This window comes from Campylobacter sp. MIT 12-5580 (assembly GCF_005406235.1).
Taxonomy (GTDB): Bacteria; Campylobacterota; Campylobacteria; order Campylobacterales; family Campylobacteraceae; genus Campylobacter_D.
In genome coordinates, this window is record NZ_NXLK01000002.1 from 103,064 (window position 1) to 123,255 (window position 20,192).

23 protein-coding genes are annotated in these 20,192 nt (G+C 35.6%); 7 read left to right on the forward strand and 16 right to left on the reverse strand.

The window, feature by feature from the left end; genetic code table 11:
- The first annotated feature begins 156 nt into the window (after positions 1-156).
- A complete protein-coding gene (locus CQA38_RS02430; RefSeq protein ID WP_137632409.1) occupies positions 157-1,194 on the forward strand; it encodes an MBL fold metallo-hydrolase in 1,038 nt (345 codons plus the stop codon).
- A 21-nt stretch (positions 1,195-1,215) separates the two neighbouring features.
- Here the strand turns inward: CQA38_RS02430 and CQA38_RS02435 are convergent, their stop codons facing one another.
- The gene (locus CQA38_RS02435) at positions 1,216-1,743 is read right to left on the reverse strand and encodes a MerR family transcriptional regulator (protein WP_137632410.1); all 528 of its coding nucleotides are present in this window, start codon (positions 1,741-1,743) and stop codon (positions 1,216-1,218) included.
- Positions 1,744-1,952: 209 nt separating this feature from the next.
- Between CQA38_RS02435 and CQA38_RS02440 the strand changes: the two genes are divergently transcribed.
- Positions 1,953-3,203: an NAD(P)-dependent alcohol dehydrogenase gene (locus tag CQA38_RS02440; protein ID WP_137632411.1), complete on the forward strand. Its 1,251-nt coding sequence runs from the start codon at positions 1,953-1,955 to the stop codon at positions 3,201-3,203.
- Positions 3,204-3,375: 172 nt separating this feature from the next.
- On the opposite strand, the gene CQA38_RS02445 is transcribed toward CQA38_RS02440, so the two are convergent.
- The 6 genes from CQA38_RS02445 to CQA38_RS02470 all read right to left on the reverse strand — a co-directional run bounded on the left by CQA38_RS02445 (position 3,376) and on the right by CQA38_RS02470 (position 8,622).
- Positions 3,376-4,518, reverse strand: coding sequence for a PatB family C-S lyase (locus tag CQA38_RS02445; RefSeq protein ID WP_137632412.1), 1,143 nt, complete (start codon positions 4,516-4,518; stop codon positions 3,376-3,378).
- The gene (locus CQA38_RS02450; RefSeq protein ID WP_137632413.1) at positions 4,508-5,380 is read right to left on the reverse strand and encodes a DUF3737 family protein; all 873 of its coding nucleotides are present in this window, start codon (positions 5,378-5,380) and stop codon (positions 4,508-4,510) included. Before CQA38_RS02450 ends, CQA38_RS02445 begins: the two co-directional genes overlap by 11 nt.
- A gap of 25 nt (positions 5,381-5,405) precedes the next feature.
- Positions 5,406-6,104 (reverse strand): NAD(P)H-binding protein, encoded by a 699-nt coding sequence (locus CQA38_RS02455; protein ID WP_212741808.1) that lies wholly within the window; start codon positions 6,102-6,104, stop codon positions 5,406-5,408.
- 114 nt (positions 6,105-6,218) lie between these two features.
- Positions 6,219-7,073, reverse strand: a complete 855-nt coding sequence (locus tag CQA38_RS02460) for a carboxymuconolactone decarboxylase family protein (RefSeq protein ID WP_238386897.1) — start codon at positions 7,071-7,073, stop codon at positions 6,219-6,221.
- A complete protein-coding gene (locus CQA38_RS02465) occupies positions 7,073-7,489 on the reverse strand; it encodes a cyclophilin-like fold protein (RefSeq protein ID WP_137632414.1) in 417 nt (138 codons plus the stop codon). Before CQA38_RS02465 ends, CQA38_RS02460 begins: the two co-directional genes overlap by 1 nt.
- Before the next feature lie 11 nt (positions 7,490-7,500).
- Positions 7,501-8,622: an aldo/keto reductase gene (locus CQA38_RS02470; protein ID WP_249355153.1), complete on the reverse strand. Its 1,122-nt coding sequence runs from the start codon at positions 8,620-8,622 to the stop codon at positions 7,501-7,503.
- Positions 8,623-8,816: 194 nt separating this feature from the next.
- Between CQA38_RS02470 and CQA38_RS02475 the strand changes: the two genes are divergently transcribed.
- Genes CQA38_RS02475 through CQA38_RS02495 form a run of 5 tightly spaced genes read left to right on the forward strand, consistent with a single transcriptional unit; the run spans position 8,817 to position 11,863 of the window.
- A complete protein-coding gene (locus CQA38_RS02475) occupies positions 8,817-9,563 on the forward strand; it encodes a DUF4198 domain-containing protein (RefSeq protein WP_137632415.1) in 747 nt (248 codons plus the stop codon).
- 3 nt (positions 9,564-9,566) lie between these two features.
- The gene (gene cbiM / locus CQA38_RS02480; protein WP_137632416.1) at positions 9,567-10,151 is read left to right on the forward strand and encodes a cobalt transporter CbiM; all 585 of its coding nucleotides are present in this window, start codon (positions 9,567-9,569) and stop codon (positions 10,149-10,151) included.
- Positions 10,148-10,570, forward strand: a complete 423-nt coding sequence (locus tag CQA38_RS02485; protein ID WP_137632417.1) for a hypothetical protein — start codon at positions 10,148-10,150, stop codon at positions 10,568-10,570. The genes cbiM and CQA38_RS02485 overlap by 4 nt, the downstream gene beginning before the upstream one ends.
- Positions 10,567-11,217 carry a CbiQ family ECF transporter T component gene (locus tag CQA38_RS02490; protein ID WP_170999461.1) on the forward strand — a complete coding sequence of 217 codons (651 nt, stop codon included), beginning with the start codon at positions 10,567-10,569 and terminating at the stop codon, positions 11,215-11,217. The genes CQA38_RS02485 and CQA38_RS02490 overlap by 4 nt, the downstream gene beginning before the upstream one ends.
- Positions 11,210-11,863, forward strand: a complete 654-nt coding sequence (locus CQA38_RS02495) for an ABC transporter ATP-binding protein (protein WP_137632419.1) — start codon at positions 11,210-11,212, stop codon at positions 11,861-11,863. Before CQA38_RS02490 ends, CQA38_RS02495 begins: the two co-directional genes overlap by 8 nt.
- A gap of 2 nt (positions 11,864-11,865) precedes the next feature.
- Here CQA38_RS02495 and CQA38_RS02500 read toward each other — a convergent pair whose 3' ends face one another.
- The 9 genes from CQA38_RS02500 to CQA38_RS02540 all read right to left on the reverse strand — a co-directional run bounded on the left by CQA38_RS02500 (position 11,866) and on the right by CQA38_RS02540 (position 20,089).
- Positions 11,866-12,435: an NAD(P)H-dependent oxidoreductase gene (locus CQA38_RS02500; RefSeq protein ID WP_137632420.1), complete on the reverse strand. Its 570-nt coding sequence runs from the start codon at positions 12,433-12,435 to the stop codon at positions 11,866-11,868.
- A gap of 12 nt (positions 12,436-12,447) precedes the next feature.
- Positions 12,448-13,407, reverse strand: coding sequence for a DUF6282 family protein (locus CQA38_RS02505; RefSeq protein ID WP_137632421.1), 960 nt, complete (start codon positions 13,405-13,407; stop codon positions 12,448-12,450).
- Between the two features lie 152 nt (positions 13,408-13,559).
- On the reverse strand, positions 13,560-14,063 hold the full coding sequence (locus CQA38_RS02510; RefSeq protein ID WP_170999462.1) for an NAD(P)H-dependent oxidoreductase: 504 nt from the start codon (positions 14,061-14,063) through the stop codon (positions 13,560-13,562).
- Between the two features lie 72 nt (positions 14,064-14,135).
- Positions 14,136-15,293 (reverse strand): MFS transporter, encoded by a 1,158-nt coding sequence (locus CQA38_RS02515; protein ID WP_137632423.1) that lies wholly within the window; start codon positions 15,291-15,293, stop codon positions 14,136-14,138.
- 23 nt (positions 15,294-15,316) lie between these two features.
- A complete protein-coding gene (locus CQA38_RS02520) occupies positions 15,317-15,736 on the reverse strand; it encodes a cyclophilin-like fold protein (RefSeq protein ID WP_137632424.1) in 420 nt (139 codons plus the stop codon).
- 66 nt (positions 15,737-15,802) lie between these two features.
- Complete coding sequence (locus tag CQA38_RS02525; RefSeq protein ID WP_137632425.1) at positions 15,803-16,843, reverse strand: alpha/beta hydrolase; 1,041 nt, start codon at positions 16,841-16,843, stop codon at positions 15,803-15,805.
- 176 nt (positions 16,844-17,019) lie between these two features.
- Entirely contained in the window at positions 17,020-18,843 is a 1,824-nt protein-coding gene (locus CQA38_RS02530; protein WP_137632426.1) for a TonB-dependent receptor, read from the reverse strand.
- On the reverse strand, positions 18,797-19,276 hold the full coding sequence (locus CQA38_RS02535) for a Plug domain-containing protein (RefSeq protein WP_137632427.1): 480 nt from the start codon (positions 19,274-19,276) through the stop codon (positions 18,797-18,799). Before CQA38_RS02535 ends, CQA38_RS02530 begins: the two co-directional genes overlap by 47 nt.
- A gap of 231 nt (positions 19,277-19,507) precedes the next feature.
- Positions 19,508-20,089, reverse strand: coding sequence for an NAD(P)H-dependent oxidoreductase (locus tag CQA38_RS02540; protein ID WP_137632428.1), 582 nt, complete (start codon positions 20,087-20,089; stop codon positions 19,508-19,510).
- Positions 20,090-20,192 lie beyond the last annotated feature (103 nt).

Here is a 20,192-nt window from a genome sequence, read left to right on the forward strand (position 1 = left end):
TTTTCAAATACTCTTGCCTTTTACTTAAAAAAGCTTAGCCTTATTATCCTTCCAAAAATTTTAAACAAGTGTAGAAAAAATGGAAACAAAAAGACTATGAGTTTTTAAATTTACCCTTTTATTATAAACTTTTTTCGTTTTTAAAAAGGAGCAAAGGTGAAAGAGCTTAAAGATACGCAACTTCGTATAAAGCATTCACTTCATTTTATTAATGACAAGGCAAGAAACAAAGACATAAATGAAAAAATTCATTCCGTCAAACCAGCAAATTTAGCCAAAATCGCTTATGAGTTCTTTTTAAAGCCTCAAAAAAATCCTTGCATTCAAGCTATAAAAAGTGATTTAAGAAAGCATTTTGATCCAAAGCTCAGTAACGAGGATAAGCTTGTGTGGTTTGGGCATTCTTCTTATATGCTTTATTTTCAAGGTAAAAGTGTGCTTGTTGATCCTGTCTTGCTTGGCAATGCCGCTCCTTTGCCTTTTGCTTTTAGGGCATTTCATGGCACAAATATTTATAAAGCAGATGATTTTAATGAGCTTGATTATCTCATCATCACACACAATCATTACGATCATTTAAGCAAGAAAACCATTAAAAACTTTAAACACCTTATCAAAAAAGCTATTGTGCCTTTAGGCGTTGGCAAATACCTTAAAGCGTGGGGCATAAGTGAGGAAAATATCACCCAGATGGATTGGGGCGAGAGCCTTGATCTTGATGAAAATTTAAGGCTTCATTGTCTTGAAACCAAGCATTTTTCTGGGCGCAATGCTAATGATTCAGCGCGCTCACTTTGGGCTTCTTTTGTGCTTGAGGGTAAGGATAAAAAGATTTATATAGGTGGAGATAGTGGCTATGCACCGCATTTTAAACGCATAGGCGAGCGTTTTAAAAGCATTGATCTAGCCTTGCTAGAAAATGGACAATACAGCCAAAATTGGCCTGATATACATATGTTTCCACACGAAACTTTGCAAGCGTGCAAAGACTTAAACGCAAAAGCACTTATGCCCTGTCATAACAGCAAATTTAAGCTTTCTTTTCATAGCTGGGACGAACCGCTTGAAAAAATCTATACTTTGCATAAAGCTTTGGGATATGAGTTTGATTTGCTTACTCCACAAATTGGCGAGATTTTACCCCTTTGGCAAAAAACTCAAACTCAAACTTGGTGGAGAGAGCTTAAGTCTTAAGCTTAAAAACTTTGCTTAAACTTAAGCTTGCAAAGTCTTTTTTACTAACTTTTTCTTACTGGCTTTTTGTTGCGGTTTTTCATCTCTAAAATGAATTTGAGCCTTTTCAACCTGCCTTAAAAAAGCCCTGCATTTTGTAGGATCAGGCATTTTATAGTTTTTATCTTGAGGATTGGCTATATCCTTGCCCTGCCTTAAAAGCGCGTCATAATAATCCATCTTCATCTTAAGCAAATCTAAAGTCTCATCAAGCCTTAGCCTCTCAGCTTCGATTAAATTTTTTTGCTCCTCTATCATCTTTTTTCGCTCTTTAGCGCTTTTTACCCCATATCTTGAAAGCTCAATATACTCTTTAATCTTTTCTATACTCATACCTATGCTTCTATAAAATGAGATCCAAAGTGCCCATTCAAGGTCTTTTTGAGAAAAATACCGCACCCCATTTTTATCCGTTTCTACAAAGGGAAAAAGCCCCTTACTCGCCCAAAATCTTAAGGTCCTAGATGAAATTGCTGTGCGTTTTTCAACTTCTATGATCGTATAAGCCATGTTTTTTGCCTTTCTTTTGCAAATATAAGTAAAAAGTATAGCAAAAGTATTTTTCTGTATTCTTTATAAAAAAATAGAAATTTTGAAAAAAATTTACAAAAATTTTAAATTTAGTCTTGACAGACACTAGGTGTCGGGTTTTATAATTTTACTCATAAAAAAGCTTTGCTTTAAAGCAAAGCTTTTTAAATTTAATATAAAGGAAAACTATGCAAAATGAAGATAGAAGAGAGTTTTTAAAAAGCTCAGCAAAACTTGGTGGCGTGGCTTTAGCAAGTGTGGCTGGGCTTGGGATTTTTTCAAATGCAAGCGCAAAAAGCTTAAGCCTTGCAAATGGCATAAAAATCGATGATAGCCTTGAAGCTAGCACTCAAGAAGCCATTAAAAATGGAGCAAGGATTGAATCAAAAGGCTTTGCAGCAAGCTCAAAAGAGTGGAAATTTAAGCCTTTTAGCTTTTCACGCCACCCAATAGGAGCAAATGATATATTAATCGATATTTTATATGCTGGAATTTGCCATAGTGATTTGCATGCTATAAATGGAGATTTTAAGGCTACAACTTATCCTATAGTGCCAGGACATGAGATCGCTGGTAGAGTAGTCGCTGTTGGCTCAAAGGTGAGTAAATTTAAGGTTGGGGACTTAGCTGGTATAGGTTGTATGGTGAATTCTTGCGGAGAATGCGAGGCTTGCAAAAGAAGCGAGGAGCAATTTTGTATGAATGCAAAAACGGTTTTTACTTATGATAGCAAAGATGTATTTCATGGAGGTGAAAACACTTATGGAGGCTATGCAAATAATTATGTAGTGAGTGAAAAATTTGCTCTTAAAATCCCAAATCATGCCGAGCTTGAAAAAGTAGCACCTTTGCTATGTGCTGGAATTACGACTTATTCGCCCATTCGTTACTCAAAGGTTAAAAAAGGCGATAAAGTCGCAGTTGCTGGAGTTGGTGGCTTAGGGCATATGGCGGTGCAGTATATGGTGGCTTTAGGAGCTGAAGTTACAGCTTTTGATCGCGTAGCAAGTAAAAAAGATGCGGTTTTAGCACTTGGAGCTAAACGTTTTGTTGATGTAAATAACAAGGCTGAGTTTGAAAGCATAAAAAATGAGTTTGATTTTATCATCTCAACCATACCTTATCATTATGATATAAACGCTTATCAGGCTATGCTAAAGCTACACGGCGAAATGGCAATCGTTGGCTTACCAGCTAACAAGGATAATCCAAGCTTTAATGCAAATGCTTTTATCTGGAACTTTAGACGTAAAATTTATAGCTCACTTATAGGAGGCATTAAAGAAACTCAAGAAATGCTTGATTATTCGGTAAAAAATAAAATTTATCCAAAAGTTGAGCTTATTACAGCAGATAAACTTGATGAAGCATATCAAAAAGTGGCACGAGGGGAGGCTGATTTTAGGATAGTTATTGATATGAAAAAGAGCTTGAGCTAAGATTTAGTTTTAAGGCTCAAAAGCTTATGAAAGCCAGCTTAAATTTAAAATAGGCTGGCTCATTTTAAATTTTAAATCAAAGCAAGGTATTAGAATGTAAAAACAAATTTAATCTCATATTCAAAGCAAGGATAGAAAAGAAGTTATACTTTTATCCTTGCTTTATATCTTTTCACCTAGCTTCCCAAAGCTCTAAGCCAAGTTCAAGTCGTTTTAGGGCTTTTTTAAGTGTTTTTCTTGTTGTGGCTAAGTTTAGGCGTAAAAACTTAGCTCCATTGCCTTTAAATTCGCTTCCACAGCTTAGGATTAAGCCTACTTCTTCTTGTAAAAACTCATGTAAATCCTTGCTATTTTCCTCCTTTTTAAGTAAGGCTGAACAATCAAGCCAAAGCATATAAGTAGCCTCGCTTTGCACTACCTTAAGCTTGGTTTTACTCTCTAAAAACTGAGTTGTAAATTCTTTTGCTTTGTTGATAAAGATATTAAGCTTATCAAGCCAGGCTTCACACTCATTAAAAGCTGTTATAGTAGCTAGGCAGGCAAAGGAATTTGCCTCATTGATCTCATCTTTGCTAAAGCCTTGCAAAGCTCTTGCTCTAAGCTTTTCATCAGCACACAGCATACAAGCTGCATGTATGCCAGCTAGGTTAAAAGCCTTACTTGCACTGATGAGTGTAATGGCTTTTTGACTTAGCCTTGCTATAGGCGTATAAGGTTTGCTTGTAAGATCACAATGTATCTCATCGCTGATGAGTAAAACCTCATATTTTTCACAAAGTTTTATGATCTTTTTAAGTTCTGCTTCAGTGTAAATTTTGCCTATGGGATTGTGGGGATTACAAAGTATCATTATTTTGGTATTTTCATCTTTTAGCTTTGCTTCTAAGTCCTTAAAATCAATGCTGTATTTGAAATTTTTATATTCAAGCTCACATTCTATAGCTTTTCTAGCGTTATTAATTATGCTTGAAAAAAACACCCCATACACCGGACTTAGCACCAAAACCCCCTCATTTTCTTTGCTAAAAGAGCGAATGAGAGAGGATAAGGCTGGCACAACCCCACTTACAAATAAACAATGCTCTTTTTTAAAACTCACATCATGCTTTTTTTGCCACCATTTTATAAAGCTTTCATAAAAGGCTTCAGGGATCACTTCATAGCCAAAAACCCCGTTTTTTGCTCTAGCTATAAGTGCTTCACGCACCGCCTTAGGTGCTTTAAAGTCCATATCAGCCACCCATAGGGCAAGCTCGTTTTCTTTGACATTCCATTTAAGTGAATTTATCCTTTTAGCTTGTTTTTTAAATGGCATGTTCTTTTCCGATTTGCTCTTTGTGTAAAAGCGTGATATGTGTTTTGCTTGTATCAACTTTGCTTTGATCTAAGATGATCTCATCTATATCAAAGGCTGAAATTTCAGCTTCAAGGGGGTTGATGATACTTTTTATATTTGAGTTTATATTTGCTTTTACGCTTGAGTATTCAAAAGCTAGGCTGGTGTTGATGAGTTTGCAATTTTCAAGTTTTAAATTTTTTATATAACAAAGCCCTTGCAAGCTTTCTATGGTGCAGTTTTTAAAAGTGATATTTTTTGAGTTCCAGCCAAGGTATTCCCCACTGATAAAGCTATCTTCAAGCTCTACATTTTCACAATTCCAAAAGGCGTCTTTACTTAAAATTTTAGCATTTTTAACAAAGACATTTTTACAAGAATCAAAGCAGTAATTTCCTTGTATATTAAAGTCTTCTAGCCTTAAGTTTTCGCTATGAAAAGCAAAATAATCGCCCCTAACACTGACTTTTTGCAAATTCACATCTTTACAATCCCAAAAACTCTCAAGTGCATTTGGCATATCAACATTAAAAAGCTTTATCTTGCTTGCTTTGCGAAAGCTTTTTGGTGCAGCTATGAAAGAGTTTTTAAGGCTTAAATTCTCTATATACCAAAGCCCACTTCTTGCATTTTCAAGCAAGCAAATATGCTCAGCCTCAATATCTTTTGCATACCAAAGTGGGTATTTATACGCAAAGCTTGTTCCAGTTAAAACTATGTTTTTAGCATGTTTTAGAGGGGATTCTCCCTTATCAAAAGAGCAGTTTTTAAGCCTTGCATGCTCTAAGTCAAATAAAGCTCTCTCACTCTCAAAATATAAATCCGAAATGACTTTTAACATGATTTTTCCTTGTTTCAAGCCTTTTTTAAGGCTTATGTATGCCAAGACTTGCTCTTATATAAAGCTTAGGATCAAGGCAAATTTTTACTATAAGATCAGCTACGCTTGCTCTTGAGATGTATTTTTCAGGATTGATGAAATCTTGTCCTTTTTGAGTAAGGGCGTAGTTTATGCTGTTTTCATTACTTAGCCAGCCCGGACGGATTATAGTGTAATCAAGCTTTGAAGCCTCTATAAGCTCTACGCTTTTTTTATGCTCACCTAGCCAAGGACTTAGCCTTCTTAGCTCGTATTCACTGACTTCATTATACACGCCTACTGAGCTTATCCAGATGAGACGTTTGGTGTTTGTATTTTGCATGGTTGTGATGATATTTTGCGCGTAAAGCTCAAGATCGCCACTTAAGTTTGCATAGACTATATCTACTCCTTGCATAGCTTGTTCTAAAGCCTTTTCATCGCTTGCATCGCCTTCAAAGAGTTCTACTCTAGCACTTTTTAGCTCATTTAGCCTAGAGGCTTTGCGTAAGAATAAACGCAAATTTACCTTACTTTCTTTAAGCAAGCGATCACTTACTAGCCTTGCTATGCGTCCATTTGCTCCAAGTATGAGTATGGTTTTTGCTTCATTTAAATTTGCAAAAAGCTTTGTGCTTCCTAAGCTAGCAAAAGCACCTAAGGCTAGCATTTTTCCCAAAAATTTTCTTCTTGAACTCTCTTTCATTTTCTTTCCTTATTAAAAATATTTTTAGCATTATAAGGCCAGATACTTAGTATCTGTCAAGAGTGATGATAAAGAATTTGCAAATTTTTTAACTTGCAAATTCTTTTTTTTAACTTAAATTTCAATCAAAGCCAAAGCATTTAAGCTTCTTGGATAGCCTATATAAGGAATAAGTGCTGTTATGGTAGCGATTAACACGCTTTTATCATTGCCTATGTTAAGATTGCCTGCAATGTGAGCTTTTACCTGAGCATCTGCTCCTCCAAGAGCTGTTACAAAAACAAAGGTTAAAAGCTCTCTAAATTTAAGCTCAAGCCCCTTTCTTGTGTAAAAATCCCCAAAACAATGCGCACTTAAAAAAGTTCTTATGTGTTTTACTTCAGCAGGAGCAGCGGCATTTCCTTTATCAATGGCTTCACCAAAAAATTTTCTTTGAATTTCAAGCCCTTTTTGAGCTCTATTTTCCCTTGTGGTGGTGCTTGCTGCAGCTAAGGGCATAGCGATATTTTCAGCCTTAAAAAGTTCATTTGTAGCAAGGATAAACTCTAAAGCCTTACCTATGCCTACATAAGGCGTGCTTTGATAGAGTATTTCTTTAATCTCAGCTGGGCTTATGCCTTGTTTGAGGCTGGCTTTGAGTATGATTTTGTATTCGCTTAAGCCTCCTGAAGCTATTAAAGCACCAAGTATAAGCATGAGCTGTTCTTTTTGGCTAAGCTTAGTGTGAGCTTGCACCTCATCAAAGGCAAAATTGATATAAGCACTAAAAAATTCTGGATCGGTTTTAGCTAGCTCTGGAGTTTCTTTTCCAAAGAGTTTTTCAAAATTTTGTTTTGCAAGTTGTGTTAAGTTCATAAGTTTTCCTTTTAGATTTTGATATGAGTTGGCTAATAATGAGCCTGAAAAGCTCAAAGCAAAGAGACTTAAGCCAAATTTAGCTGAATTTGATAAAAATGATCTTCTTTTCATCACAGCACCTTTTTAATACGCACTTTAAAATCGCCCTTTTGAGCCTGAAATTTCTTATAGTCTTTGATTTTTGCTAAAAAGACTAAGCCACTATGAAAGGGCTGTTTTTCATAAAATACCCCCAAATTTCCCCAAGGCGCAAAATAAAAAAAGTCCCCAACACTTGGATCATAACCCTTTAAACCGCTAGTATTTAGCCTTTCTTTAAGAGCAGGGCTAATCTTTTCTTTACCCACATAATCACTAAATTCAAGCTCTAAGGGCAACATCTCATAAAAATGCCTTGCAGCAACATTATCATCAAGCTCTGTGATGATAAGCTCATCATTAAATTCAAAAGAAATTTTCATATCCTCTCCTTGTGCAAAAACAAACAAGCCGCATATTAATAAGCCTATTTGAATGATTTTTTTCATCTTTTCTCCTTTTATAAGCCAACACTTTTAGCCGCATCACTTCCTGGAGCAAAGCGTTCGCCAACTATGACTATCTTTCTTACTTCCTCATCGATTTTTGCAAGCTCATCTTGAGTAAAGCTAAACTCCACCGCTTTTAAATTCTCAATCAAATGCTTAGGATTTGTCGTTTCTGGTATAGGCACTATAAAATCATCTTGAGCCAAAAGCCAAGCAAGGGCAGTTTGAGTGATAGTAGCTCCTTTTTGCTTGCCAATACTGGCTACAAAATTAACTATAGCTTGATTTGCCTTTAAAGCCTGTGGGGTGTATCTTGGAAAAGCTAGACGCATATCCCCAGCAGCAAAGCGGTAGTTTTCATTCATCAGCCCTGTTAAAAGCCCTCTATCAAGTGGAGAATACGCCACAAAGCCTATGCCAAGCCTTTTGCAAGTTGGTATCACCCCATCTTCTTCATGCTCTCTAAAGCTGATAGAATACTGACTTTGTACGCTTGCAGGGGCAAATACCTTGTGTGCTCGCTCTATGGTTTTAGCTCCAGCCTCGCTTAAGCCCCAAGCCCTTATCTTTCCTTGCTTGACAAGCTCTTGCATGGTATCAGCTACTTCCTCAATAGGCGTATCAGTATCAACACGGTGCTGGGTGTAAATGTCTATATAATCAGTTTGCAAACGTTTTAAACTCGCGTCAATTGCTCTTATAATAGACTTTTTAGATGAATCTTGCATTTGCTTACCAAAAGGATAATAAAGCCCAAATTTAGTGCCTATGACAACCTTATCTCTAATAGGCTTTAAAGCAGGTCCAACAAGTTCTTCATTAGTATGTGGTCCATAAATTTCAGCCGTATCAAAAAAAGTAACGCCTAAATCATAAGCCTGCCTGATAAGCTTAGTCATCTCTTTAATATCACGAGCCGGACCATGTCCATGACTCATACCCATACAACCAAGCCCAAGTGCAGAAACTTCGATTTTACCTCCCAAAATGCGTTTAGGCAGGCTTTTTGAAGGATTTTTAATCCTTGCTTGTGAATTTGCTTTCTTATCATTAGCCAAAGCCAAGCTCGCATTTAACATACTCAAAGCCAAGCCAGCCTTTAAACCGCGTTCCAAAAATGCTCTTCTTTGCATTTCATCTCCTTTTTAAAAAATATTTCATAATTATAAAAGATGATAGCTACTATCAGTCAAGAGTAAATTCAAAGAATTTGCAAATTTTTTTCAAAAGTTTGAAAAATATTGAAAAAATAAGGGGGAGGGGGGGCTTGTGGTGGGTGAAATTTTCCACTACAATGTATTATCTATAAGAAAATAAAGGAGAAAAGATGAAAAAAATAGCCCTTGTTTTAATGGCTTTGTTGTTTGGCTCTGAAGCCTTTGCTCATTTTGGAGTGGTAAAAACTTCAAATTCTGTTGTTGAGGAGGCAAAAGATGCCAAAATTATTGTTGATTTTGAATTTACCCATCCTTTTATGCAAGCATTTATGAATCTTGAAAAGCCTGAAGAAACTGGAGTTTTTATCAATGGCAAAAAAGAGCTTTTTACAAATTTGCAAGTGCATAAAAAAGGCGGATTAGATACTTATCAAGCAAATTATGAGCTTAAAGAGCCTGCAATGTATAGTTTTTATATGATTCCTAAGCCTTATTTTGAACCAGCTGAAAATAAATTTATAAGACATATAACAAAGACTATAGTTAATGCTTATGGTTATGGAGAAGGTTGGGATAAACCTTTAAGCTTAAAGGCTGAAATACTTCCCCTTACTCGCCCTTATGCACTTTACAAAGGAAGCGTATTTAGTGGCGTGGTGTATTATAAAGGCAAAAGAGCTAAAAATATCATCGTTGAGGTAGAATACTACAATACTCAAGGCTTAAAAGCACCAAATGAAGACTTTATCACTCAAGAAGTTAAGACAAATGAAAATGGCGAATTTAGCTTTGCCTTACCTTTTGCTGGCTGGTGGGGTTTTGCGGCTTTAATTGATGATGATGAAACAATCAAAAAAGACAACAAAACTTATCCTGTAGAATTAGGAGCTGTGCTTTGGGTAGAAACAAAGGAATGATTTATGCATATTAGTGAAGGGGTTTTAAAGCCTGAAATTCTTATTTCAGCAGGGTGCGTGAGTGCTGCTTTGCTTACTTATACACTCTATAAACTCAAACAAGAGCAAATTCCTAAAATAGCTTGTATGAGTGCTTTATTTTTCATAGGATCATTTATCCATATCCCTATAGGTCCTACTTCAATTCATCTTATTTTAAGCGGCTTTATAGGGGCATTTTTAGGCTTTAATGCGTTTTTGGCTATCTTTGTAGCTTTGTTATTGCAAGCTTTGTTTTTTGGTTTTGGCGGCTTGAGTGTTTTGGGCGTTAATGTATTGATGATGGCGCTTCCTGCTTTGATCGCAAGAGTATTTTTAGCTTCTTCTTTTAAACAGCTTCGTTTAATGTATTATTTTTTAATCGGCTTTATGCCAATTTTCATTTCAAGCTTGCTTTTAAGTCTTGTTTTGATACTCAATGGAAATGAATTTATGCACATTAGCATAGCTGTGTTTTTAGCTAATATTCCTTTGATGGTTGTTGAGGGGCTTATTGCTTTATTTGCCTTTAGTTTTATATATAAAACAAATAAGGAGCTTTTAAGATGAGATATATAATATTGATAAGTTTGATTTGCCTTACGCTTCAAGCACATGCGCTTAAAATTTTTGTCAAAGAAGAAGCAAATGAACTTTTTATAAAAAGTTATTTTTATGGCAATACAGCTTGCAAAGAATGTGAAGTGAGCTTATTTGAAGATGAAAAAGTGTTTCAAAGCTTTAAACTTGATGAATTAGGACAAGCAAGGATTACACTTACTAAGCCAAACTTTACTATAGTTGTTGATGGAGGTTTAGGACATAGACAAAGTCTTGAGTTTAAGGCTGAAAATTTTACGCCAACTCAGCAAAGCTTAGGAGAAGAACAAAATACTTTTTTCAGTGATTTGCCAAAATTTATACTTTCTTTTGCGCTTCTTGCTCTTTTCTTTGCTGGAATATATTTTTTAAAGGCGAGAAAGACTTGAATTTAAGCTTATCTTTACTTGGGGCTTTTATTTTTAGCATAAAAATCGCACTTAGCACAAGGCTTGATTATATCTTTTTGCTGCCTTTAATCTTTGTTCTTTTACTTAAAAGAGCAAGCATTTTAAAAGCTTTAAAAGCTTTGGTTGTTTTAAATATCTTTATCCTTTTTTTAGCTTTGAGTGCGTTTATCAATGAAAATTATCATCTTGCCTTGCTCATCATCATAAGAGCCAATCTTATCCTTTTTTTCACACTTTTGCTTTTTTGCAAAGAAAACTTATATAAGATAGCTCAAGCCTTTTATGATTTGAGGTTAAGTTCAAAACTAAGTTTTATTTTTTATTTTAGTGCTAAATTTATTCAGGATTTATGTCTTGAGTTTATGCGTCTTAAAAAAACGCTTAAAACAAGAGCTTTTAGGCACAAAAGTTCGCTTTTTGCTTATAAAATTTATGCAAACTGCGTAGCTATGCTTTTTATCAGTGCAATATATAAAAGTCAAAAATTAGAATATGCTTTAATTTGTAGGAATTTTAAACTCAAACTTTACAGGTTTGAAAAATTTTCTTTTTCTTTGTTAGATTGTGTATTTTTAGGCTTGATATTAGCTATGTTTTGTTTTTCTTTGGGAGTATTTTATGAATGAAATTGTAAATTTAAGCTTGATAAGTATGAAAATTTATGATCGTTTATTATTTGAAAATATAAATTTAAGTCTAAAAGAAGGCGAAAGCATAAGTATTTTTGGAGAAAATGGCATAGGAAAAAGCACCTTGCTCGAGCTTATAGCTGGACTTAAAAGGCAAGAAAAAGGTGTTCTTAGGCTTTTTGATGAAGAAATGAAGACTTTAAAAGACTTTGAAAAGCAACGTTTAAAAATAGCTTATCTGTTTCAAAATCCAAGAGATCAATTCATCTGTCCTATAGTGCTTGAAGATGTGATTTTCAGTCTTTTAAATGCAAATTTAAGTAAAGATGAAGCGATTTTTAAGGGTGAGGCTATGCTTAAAAAGCTTGATATTTTTCACCTTAAAGATAAGATAGTGTTTGAGCTTTCTGGTGGGGAACAAAAACTTGTTGCACTTGCTGGCATACTCATTTGTAAGCCAAAACTCTTGCTTCTTGATGAGCCAAATTCTAATCTTGATACAAAAAATGAAGAAAAACTCATACATATCTTAAAAGAGTGTAAAGCAAGCAAAATCATCATTTCTCATGATAAAAATTTCAGTCTTAAACTCAGCGACAAGCTCTACACTCTTACAAAAAATGCTTTGCTTTCATATTATTAAATTTATCTTTGTGTCAAACGCTGGATAAAAGCTTTTTTATAATTTTCTAACTCAGCCCTATTTACACCTTGAAACACAAGTGGAGGCAGATACTCCATACCACAATGCAAAGCGCTTGCTTTCATAGGCATAAAGACATCAGCAAGCTGGGCGCCTATCCTGCCATTTTTGCCATAAGTTGAAGCTCCTCCTGCTGCAGTTGAAACAACAAGCATTTGCTTACCCTGCCACAGCCCGGGTCCCACGCTTCCCCAAGTTTCATTAAGATAAGCCTTCATCATAGGCGTGATATTAAACCAATGCGTAGGGAACAAAAACACTATCCTATCATACTCACGCGTGATTTCACGCTCTTTTGCTCCATCAATGGCGCGCGTATCATAGCCATAAATGCTTTCTAAATTTCTTACCTCAACGCCTTTTACACTTCTTGCAGCTTGTTCTAAGCCCTTGATAAAAGTTGAGCGTTCAGGGTAAGGATGTGAAGCGATGACTAGAGTTTTAACTTTTGCTTCATTTGCAAAGACATTTACACTAAGCACAAAGGCTAGCAAGATAAGTAATTTTTTCATTTTTTCTCCTTTTTAAATTTGCACTAAATGATAAGGATTAATCCTTACTAAAGTATCGATATCTTTTTGAGCGATTTCATTTTTTATAAGCAAACTTATACACCGCCTCATACCATCAAGTGGATTTGGCATACCAGCTTGTCCTAAGTCTGTGCTGATAAAGCTTCGCTGGGGCATTATCTTTACAAAGTCTATAAATTCTTGCTCGCTTGCCCTTTCAAAATGACTTAAAGGCGTGCCTTTACCCCAAAGATTTGGCAAGAAGCAGTATTCTATGAAAGCGCCTAAGTCTATGGCTTTTTTGATCTGATCTGTGCTAAGCTTCCAATCTCTTGAGTTTGCGTGCGTAATGACAAATTTTTGCACCCCAACTTCTTTTGCTTTTTGAGCTAAGATAAGACTTTCTTCAGGGGAACAATGTCCGCTTGCAAAGATGATATTTGCATCACGGCAAATCTCCATAACCTGCACCACTTCAGGCAAAACCCTGCCTCGCTCATCAAGCACAGCTATAGGTGTGATATTTTGTTTGTAAAGCTTTACTGCATAACGTGCATTTTGCGTTGGCATATAAATGCAACGACACAGCTTCCCAGTCGTTTCAGTAGCTTTTTTAGCCGCTATAACATTAACCTTATCGCCCACAACATCATTCATACAAAGGCTTCCATATACTTCAAAATCCCCAAGAGCTTGTTGTATAAGATAAGCTCTATCATGGCAAGAAAAGTCATTTGACTTATACATGATGGCTTTATAACCAGCCTTTTGAGCCTGCCTAGCAAAAGCAAGCTCATCAGTAAGCCTAGCTCTGATATCTGGAGCTGCGTGTATATGTATATCACTTACTCCACGCAAAAGCTCATCAGTTTCACTTAGGCTTTCAGCGCTTTTTTTAGCTTCAAGCGAAGAGCCAACCACAACTGCACCAAAGGCTGTAGCCAGCTTTAAAAAATCCCTACGATTTTTCATTTTGCTCCTTTTGATAAATTGGTATTAATATTATAAAAGATGAGAGCAGCTATCAGTCAAGAGTAAATTTAAAGAATTTGCAAATTTTTTGTGATTTAAAAGATAAAAAGGCTAAATCAAATTGCAAATTTGATTTAGCAGAAGTTTAAAGTTTAAAAATTTTTTGCGTAGTCAAGATAAGCTTCAAGTGGCAAATTATTTGCATTTGCGCTAAAGATAACAAAAGGTTTTGTTATCTTTGCATCTACGCCCTCAAAGCTGGTATTTAGCGCAAACATTGTGCGTTCTATCCCGCTTTCGCAGGCATTATCAAGTTCTTTAAAATCACTCACCGAGCCACCAGCTGTAACGACAAAGCCTACTTTTTTATCCTTTAAAAAATCAAGTTTTTGCTCGTAAATTGGCGTTAAAACCTCATCTTGCCATTCTTTAAAAATGCTTGGCGTGCTATACCAAAAAAGCGGGAATTGCACCAAAATGCGACTAGCGTTTTGAAGCTTTTCAAATTCAGCTTTTATATTAATCTTGCCATTTGGATATACAAGGTTAAGGTTGTGAATTTCAAAGCCTTGTTCCTTGCTTAAAGCCTCTAAAAGTGTTTTATTGACGCTTGATTTGTCATAATAACTATGTGAAAATAGCACCAAAGTTTTCATTTGTTCTCCTTTTTTGTTTTTTGTCATTATACAGCTTGACACTTGGTGTTTGTCAAGAGTAAAAAGTAAAATTTAAATTTTTTCTTTTAAAAGCCTCGCTCTTAGGGCAAAGATGATCAAACTTAGCACCACCAAAGCTACGCTTGCTAAAACCGCAAAGCCTGAGCCTTCAAGCGAGATAAACAGCCCGCAAAGTGCTGTGCCAAGCGTGGTTCCTATATTTGCTGTGGAGATAAAAAGTCCATTTGCAAATTCTTTAGCCTGTGGTATGGGCTGAGTGAGCATAAAATGATCCCCACTATTGACTATACCTGCAAATACACCTAAGATGACTAAGATCAAGCTTGTTAAAAGCACATTTGTCCCAAAAACAAAAAGTAAGATATATAAAACAAGCATGATAAAAAGACTAATCCAAAGTGTAAGATTGGCTGATCTTACAAAGGCTTTTCCAGCGATGAAATTGCCTACAACATTACTGAGTCCATACGCAAGCAAAAGCAAGCTAATAAGAGTAAAGTCAATATGTGTAAAGTTTAGCAAAAACTCGCTCATATAACTATAAAAACCAAACATAGCTCCAGTTGCCACAACAACTAAGGCTATAGACGCCCAAACTACAGGCATTGCAAGCACTTTAAACTGCTCTTTTTGAGATTTTGTTTTCTCGCCTTTTAGACTTGGCACGAAAAAGATAGTCGCCACAAAAGCAAGGGCATTTAAAATCGCAAAAAAGGCAAAAGAAAATTCTAAATTAATCTTGCTTGCTAGATAACTTGCCAGCGGAATTCCAAGCGTCATACCAGCAGAAACTGCTGCAAAAATTTTACTTGTGCCTTTGATCTCCTGCCCTTTTGGCATAGCATTTGCTGCGACGCTAAAGGCTAAAGCGCAGTAGATTGGGTGAAAAAAGGCAGGAATTGCTCTAAGCACTAAAAGCAAAATGAAATTCGTGCAAAAAGCTGCAAAAAGTGAAGTGATGGCAAATATGCTAAGACAGACAAGCATTACTTTTTTGGTATCATACTTAGCCACTAAAAGTGGTAAAATAGGAGCTGAAAAAGCCACTATCAAAGCAAATATACTCACCACCCAGCCCGCATCGCTGACACTTACTTGATAAAAATCAGCGATAAGCGGTAAAAGTCCCATAGCCCCAAGCTCCATACTTAAAAGCGCAAAGACTCCAAGCATAAGCGTTGGGATAAGAAAGGTGTTATTTTTTATCATTTTTTTTCCTTTAAATTTCGTTTTCATTCATTTATAAGTCTAGCTTTTAAGATAAAATCTTCTTTTTGCTCTTTTAAAAGCTTGATTTTATCTTTTTCTATGATTTGTCCCATTTTAAAAAGTCCCTCAAATGCACCTTGTTTTTCATAATAAAAGCCTATATTTTGTAAAGGTGCATAATAGAAAAAATCCCCAATTTCTGGCTCGTAAGCCTTAAATTCCGCTGTTTTTAAAGCTTTTTCTAGGTGAGTAACCTTTTCTGTACGCCCGTGATCATTAAGCTTAAAGCTCATCGGCAAAAGGGCTATAAAATCCTTGCTGGCTTCATTTTCTTGCATTTTTACCCTAAAACTTTGCCCATTTTCAAAGCTAAACTCCACTATAAAATCCTCGCCCCTTAAGCTTAAAAAAGCAAATAATATAAGTGTTATTATCTTTTTCATCATTTAACCTTTGATTTTAAATTTAAAGCAAAAGCAAGGCTTTACTTAGCCCTGCTTGTTTGAAGTTTATTTTAAGTTTTTATTAAAAAACTCAGTAATTTTTGCAAAAGGGATTTTATTTATATCATGGTATAAATCCACATGATTTGCTCCTTTTATATACATAAGCTCTTTTGGCTGGCTTGCTCTTTTATAGGCTTCTTCGCTAAATTCTTTTGAATGTGCCTTATCTCCAGTGATGAAAAGCAAAGGACGCGGCGATATAAGCTCAAGATCATTAAATGGATAGAAATTCATAAATTTCACATTTGAAGTTAAGCTTGGCTTGGTGGTTGTCTCTTTAGTTGCACCTTTTGGGGTAAATTCGCCAGTTGGCGTGCGATAATAGCTGTAAAACTCCCTTTGTATAGGATCAGTATCAGCGTTTAGTTCTAAAGTTGTGCCACCGATTAAAGTTCTTTTTCCACCCTTAAACTCGTCCCATCTTGCATTTGCAGCTTCAGCGATGATAGCTTTTCTTGCTTCTAGGCTTACTGATTTGTTAAGCCCGTCCCTATTTGCTGCGCCCATATCATACATACTTGCTGTAACTATGGCTTTGATACGAGGATCGATTTTTGCGGCTGAAAGCACAAAGCTTCCACTTCCACAAATGCCTATAGCACCGATTTTTTCACGATCTACATAGCTTAAAGAGCCTAAGTAATCAACTGCTGCACTAAAATCCTCCGCATACACATCAGGCAAAACGCTATTTCTTGGCTCGCCTTCGCTTGCTCCCCAAAAGCTTATATCAATAGCCAAAGCCACATAACCCATTTCAGCCATTTTAAAAGCGTAAAGGCTTGCAGCTTGTTCTTTTACCGCTCCCATTGGGTGTCCTACGACTATGGCTGGGTAGCTTTTGCCTTTGGCTAAATTTTTTGGCACAAAAAGATTGCCCGCAACTTTCATATTGTATTGGTTTTTAAAGCTTACTTTTTTAAGCTCTATATTAGGGCTTTTTGGAAAAAGTCTGCCCTCGCCCGTATCAGCTGCATGAGCTGCAGCACCTAAAAGTAAAATTCCTAAAAAACAAGCTTTAAGCTTTGTGATTTTACTTAACATTGTTATTCTCCTTTTTTAAATTTTTGGCGTTTTTGTTTCGCTTTTGAAATTATAAAAGCAGATACTTAGTATCTGTCAAGAGCAAATTTAAAAAATTTGTAATTTTTTTACCCAATGAGCGAAGATAAGCAAAAACTAGCATATTTTGCGCTAGTTTTTGTCAAATTGAAAGATTTTTATTTTGGCTTAGAAAAATCATAACGCAAATTAAGATAGTAACTGCGTCCATCGCCTAATATATAATACCTAAAGCTAGATCGGTTTGGGTCAGTTATTTGTGGTCCTTGAAAGACTGTGTATTGTTTATCAAAGATATTTTTCACTCCTAAAACTATTTTAAGTCCTTGAATTTGATAGCTCATACCTACATCAGTAAGTGAATAGCTTGGCATGTATTCTTGATCTTGAAAGCTTAAAATTTCACCTGCTGATCTAACCGTCGTTCCGCCATCAAGCGCTTTAGATATATAAGTATAATCAGTAAAAAAAGTCAAATTTTTAAACAAATCATATTCTACACCAAGGCTGACTTTGTTTTTTGGGATATAAGGCATGTGAATATTATCATATATGCCTTTAGAGATTTTTGCGCTTACATGAGAAAAGCTTTGTCTTAAACGCAAATAACCAAAATCTTGGCGCAATGAAAGCTCAGCTCCTAGTCTTTTTGTTTCATCTAAATTTCTATAAAACCACTCAACCGATTGCGTAGAGGCATTGTCTGAGGCGAAGTGTGGATTGCCAGAATTATAAATTTCGCCCTTTGTAATGGTATAAAATCCAGTCGCTTGCACGGATAAAAAGTTAAAAAAATCCTCGCTAAATCCAAGCTCATAGGTATCATAATGCTCTGAGCTAACATTTGAAGGTGAGTAAGGATTTTCTTGTGTATAAGGAGCTCCTGTGCTCCAATCTATAGTTGAGTAAGTATCGCGTCTATCAAAAAGCTGAGTTGGTAAAGGCGTGATGTAGCCTCGTTCAAATTTAACATAAATTTTACCTGTATCTGAGAATTTAAAAGTAGGTGTAAGCTCATAGGCTAAATTTTCTTCTTTGGTATCAATGGTATATCTTGGTGGAATGACATTGATTTGAAATCTAGGGTCTGTAGCTTCATCAAAAGTATATCTTTGCCCTGAATACAAAGCCACAGCATAACGCAAGCCATAATTTAAAATAAAATTCTCATTAAAATAATGCGAATTAAAAGCGTAAAATGAATGGCTATTTCTGGTTATATCAAGCATAGTATGAGTAAAACTATCAGCAAATATAGGTCTTTCATAGGTGTGTATGCCATTTCTTTTTGCTGTATGGTTTTCAAAATCATATCCTAGCATCAAATAAGAACCAAAAGTAGAGTAATAATACCTGCTATCAACTTTACTTCCAAACATTATATCTTTATAATCACCTATAAGTTTTGGCTTTACGCCTGAATAGCCTTGATTTTTTATAAAATGCTGTTTAAGATGATGATAATACACCAAAGCATTCAGCTCAAGATTATCGCCAAAATAATGACTTAACTTCAAATCAAGCTCAGGGCGGTTATATTTTACTATGCGTTCGGTGTCTGAAACTTGAGTGGGATCTTCTTCTATGCGTTGTTTTTGTAGATAACTTGCCTCGCTGTTTAAGGAGCTATACCATTTGTAGCCAAAACTTAGTTTTGTATCCTCGCTTGGCTCATAAAAAATTTTTGATTGGATTTGATAACCTCTTCTATAAATTCCTCTATTATAGCCTCTGATATTGAATTGATTTGCTCCAAAGTTAAAGGCTAGTTTGTCATTAACTCGTTTAGTTATGCTTGTATAAAGCTCACCGCCTTTTTGGATATTGCAACTTACTGGGGCTCTTGGATCGTTTGAGGTATAAGGAGGTATGCTTACGCAGTTTGAGACTTTATCATACATTTGTCCATTTACGCCTATAGTAAAAGCATCTTCACTAGGCGTTTTTGTGATAATATTTAACGCCCCCCCCCCTCGTGCCATCACCATAAAGCACGGCTGAGCCGCCCGGAACGACTTCTATATGATCAACATTTTCAAGCCAAATGGTATCAAAAGGCGTGTTTATGTGTCCTGTATCAAGGGTGTTGATAATCTTACCATCAACCATAACTTTTACTGAATTTCCAGCTTTTTCACCTTGTCCTCTCATATCTATTGACTTACCAGAGCCATAATCCACAAAGCTCACACCCGGAGTGCGTTGCAACACTTCAGTAATGCTATCATCACCTCTATCATGGAGCTGTTCTTGCCCCACCACTTCGACATTACGCACATTTGTATCTGCTTCTATAAAACCTGCTTCAATATGTGTTTTCTCAAGCTCAAAGCTTTCTATACCGCCTATTTCATCAGCTTTTAGGCTTAAAGCCACACAGCAAAGCAAACTTGAAAATACAAAGCGTTTTTTCATTACTTTTCTCCTTGTTTTTTTGTAAAAATAAAAGCGAGATTATATCATAATAATAATAATTTTTAAAATTTAAATTTGATTAAAATGATGATATGTTTTGTCAATATGTGAAAATATATTAGGCTAGGGTATGTAAAAAGATAAATTCAAAAACAAAATTACAAATAAGCTTGTTTATATCACGCTTTGCCTAGATGAGCTTAATCCAGCAAAGCGTAATTAAGATATATTTTAAGCAAAAATTTTCTTTAAATGTGTCTCATAATCGCTGAGGTATTTTTCAACTTGAGGATTTTTCACCACATCAGTGCAGATGAAAGTTGGTAAAGCACTCATAGCACAAAACTCATGAGCCTTATGCAAATGCAAATACACCCCATCAACGCCTACACCACCAAAAAAGCCATCTTTATCTGTAAAGGCTTCAAGTGGAGCATTCCAAGTGAGGCTAAACATGTATTTTTTATCCTTTAAAAGTCCGCCTGTGCCATAGTTTTTGGTAGGATTATCCCTGTGTCTGCCATCACTTGTAAAAAATTTCCCATATCCTGCAAGATAGACTTTGTCGATATACTCCTTAACTATCCAAGGTTCGCCCATCCACCAGCCCGGCATTTGATAGATCAAAGCATCAGCATTGAGAATTTTTTGCACCTCTTCTTCTATATCATAACCTTTATCGATGTGTGTTTGAGTTATGCTTAAGCCAAGCTCACTTAAAGTTTTAGCCGCAAGTTCTTGAAGTGTGGCACTTAACCTTGCTTCTGAGTTACCAAATTTTTTGCTTCCATTGATAAGCAAGACATTTTTCATTTTTTCTCCTTTAAATGTGTGAAATTTTCTAGCGTTTTTGTTTCGCTTTTGAAATTATAAACGCAGATACTTAGTATCTGTCAAGAGTAAAATGAAAAAATTT

What these genes read in the sequence shown, in the direction of transcription:
- CQA38_RS02435 (WP_137632410.1), bottom strand. Translation starts at nt 1,743, where the DNA reads ATGGCTTATACGATCATAGAAGTTGAAAAACGCACAGCAATTTCATCT.
- CQA38_RS02440 (WP_137632411.1), top strand. Translation starts at nt 1,953, where the DNA reads ATGCAAAATGAAGATAGAAGAGAGTTTTTAAAAAGCTCAGCAAAACTT.
- CQA38_RS02445 (WP_137632412.1), bottom strand. Translation starts at nt 4,518, where the DNA reads ATGCCATTTAAAAAACAAGCTAAAAGGATAAATTCACTTAAATGGAAT.
- CQA38_RS02450 (WP_137632413.1), bottom strand. Translation starts at nt 5,380, where the DNA reads ATGTTAAAAGTCATTTCGGATTTATATTTTGAGAGTGAGAGAGCTTTA.
- CQA38_RS02455 (WP_212741808.1), bottom strand. Translation starts at nt 6,104, where the DNA reads ATGAAAGAGAGTTCAAGAAGAAAATTTTTGGGAAAAATGCTAGCCTTA.
- CQA38_RS02460 (WP_238386897.1), bottom strand. Translation starts at nt 7,073, where the DNA reads ATGAAAAGAAGATCATTTTTATCAAATTCAGCTAAATTTGGCTTAAGT.
- CQA38_RS02465 (WP_137632414.1), bottom strand. Translation starts at nt 7,489, where the DNA reads ATGAAAAAAATCATTCAAATAGGCTTATTAATATGCGGCTTGTTTGTT.
- CQA38_RS02470 (WP_249355153.1), bottom strand. Translation starts at nt 8,622, where the DNA reads ATGCAAAGAAGAGCATTTTTGGAACGCGGTTTAAAGGCTGGCTTGGCT.
- CQA38_RS02475 (WP_137632415.1), top strand. Translation starts at nt 8,817, where the DNA reads ATGAAAAAAATAGCCCTTGTTTTAATGGCTTTGTTGTTTGGCTCTGAA.
- cbiM (WP_137632416.1), top strand. Translation starts at nt 9,567, where the DNA reads ATGCATATTAGTGAAGGGGTTTTAAAGCCTGAAATTCTTATTTCAGCA.
- CQA38_RS02485 (WP_137632417.1), top strand. Translation starts at nt 10,148, where the DNA reads ATGAGATATATAATATTGATAAGTTTGATTTGCCTTACGCTTCAAGCA.
- CQA38_RS02495 (WP_137632419.1), top strand. Translation starts at nt 11,210, where the DNA reads ATGAATGAAATTGTAAATTTAAGCTTGATAAGTATGAAAATTTATGAT.
- CQA38_RS02500 (WP_137632420.1), bottom strand. Translation starts at nt 12,435, where the DNA reads ATGAAAAAATTACTTATCTTGCTAGCCTTTGTGCTTAGTGTAAATGTC.
- CQA38_RS02505 (WP_137632421.1), bottom strand. Translation starts at nt 13,407, where the DNA reads ATGAAAAATCGTAGGGATTTTTTAAAGCTGGCTACAGCCTTTGGTGCA.
- CQA38_RS02510 (WP_170999462.1), bottom strand. Translation starts at nt 14,063, where the DNA reads ATGAAAACTTTGGTGCTATTTTCACATAGTTATTATGACAAATCAAGC.
- CQA38_RS02515 (WP_137632423.1), bottom strand. Translation starts at nt 15,293, where the DNA reads ATGATAAAAAATAACACCTTTCTTATCCCAACGCTTATGCTTGGAGTC.
- CQA38_RS02520 (WP_137632424.1), bottom strand. Translation starts at nt 15,736, where the DNA reads ATGAAAAAGATAATAACACTTATATTATTTGCTTTTTTAAGCTTAAGG.
- CQA38_RS02525 (WP_137632425.1), bottom strand. Translation starts at nt 16,843, where the DNA reads ATGTTAAGTAAAATCACAAAGCTTAAAGCTTGTTTTTTAGGAATTTTA.
- CQA38_RS02530 (WP_137632426.1), bottom strand. Translation starts at nt 18,843, where the DNA reads ATGGCACGAGGGGGGGGGGCGTTAAATATTATCACAAAAACGCCTAGT.
- CQA38_RS02535 (WP_137632427.1), bottom strand. Translation starts at nt 19,276, where the DNA reads ATGAAAAAACGCTTTGTATTTTCAAGTTTGCTTTGCTGTGTGGCTTTA.
- CQA38_RS02540 (WP_137632428.1), bottom strand. Translation starts at nt 20,089, where the DNA reads ATGAAAAATGTCTTGCTTATCAATGGAAGCAAAAAATTTGGTAACTCA.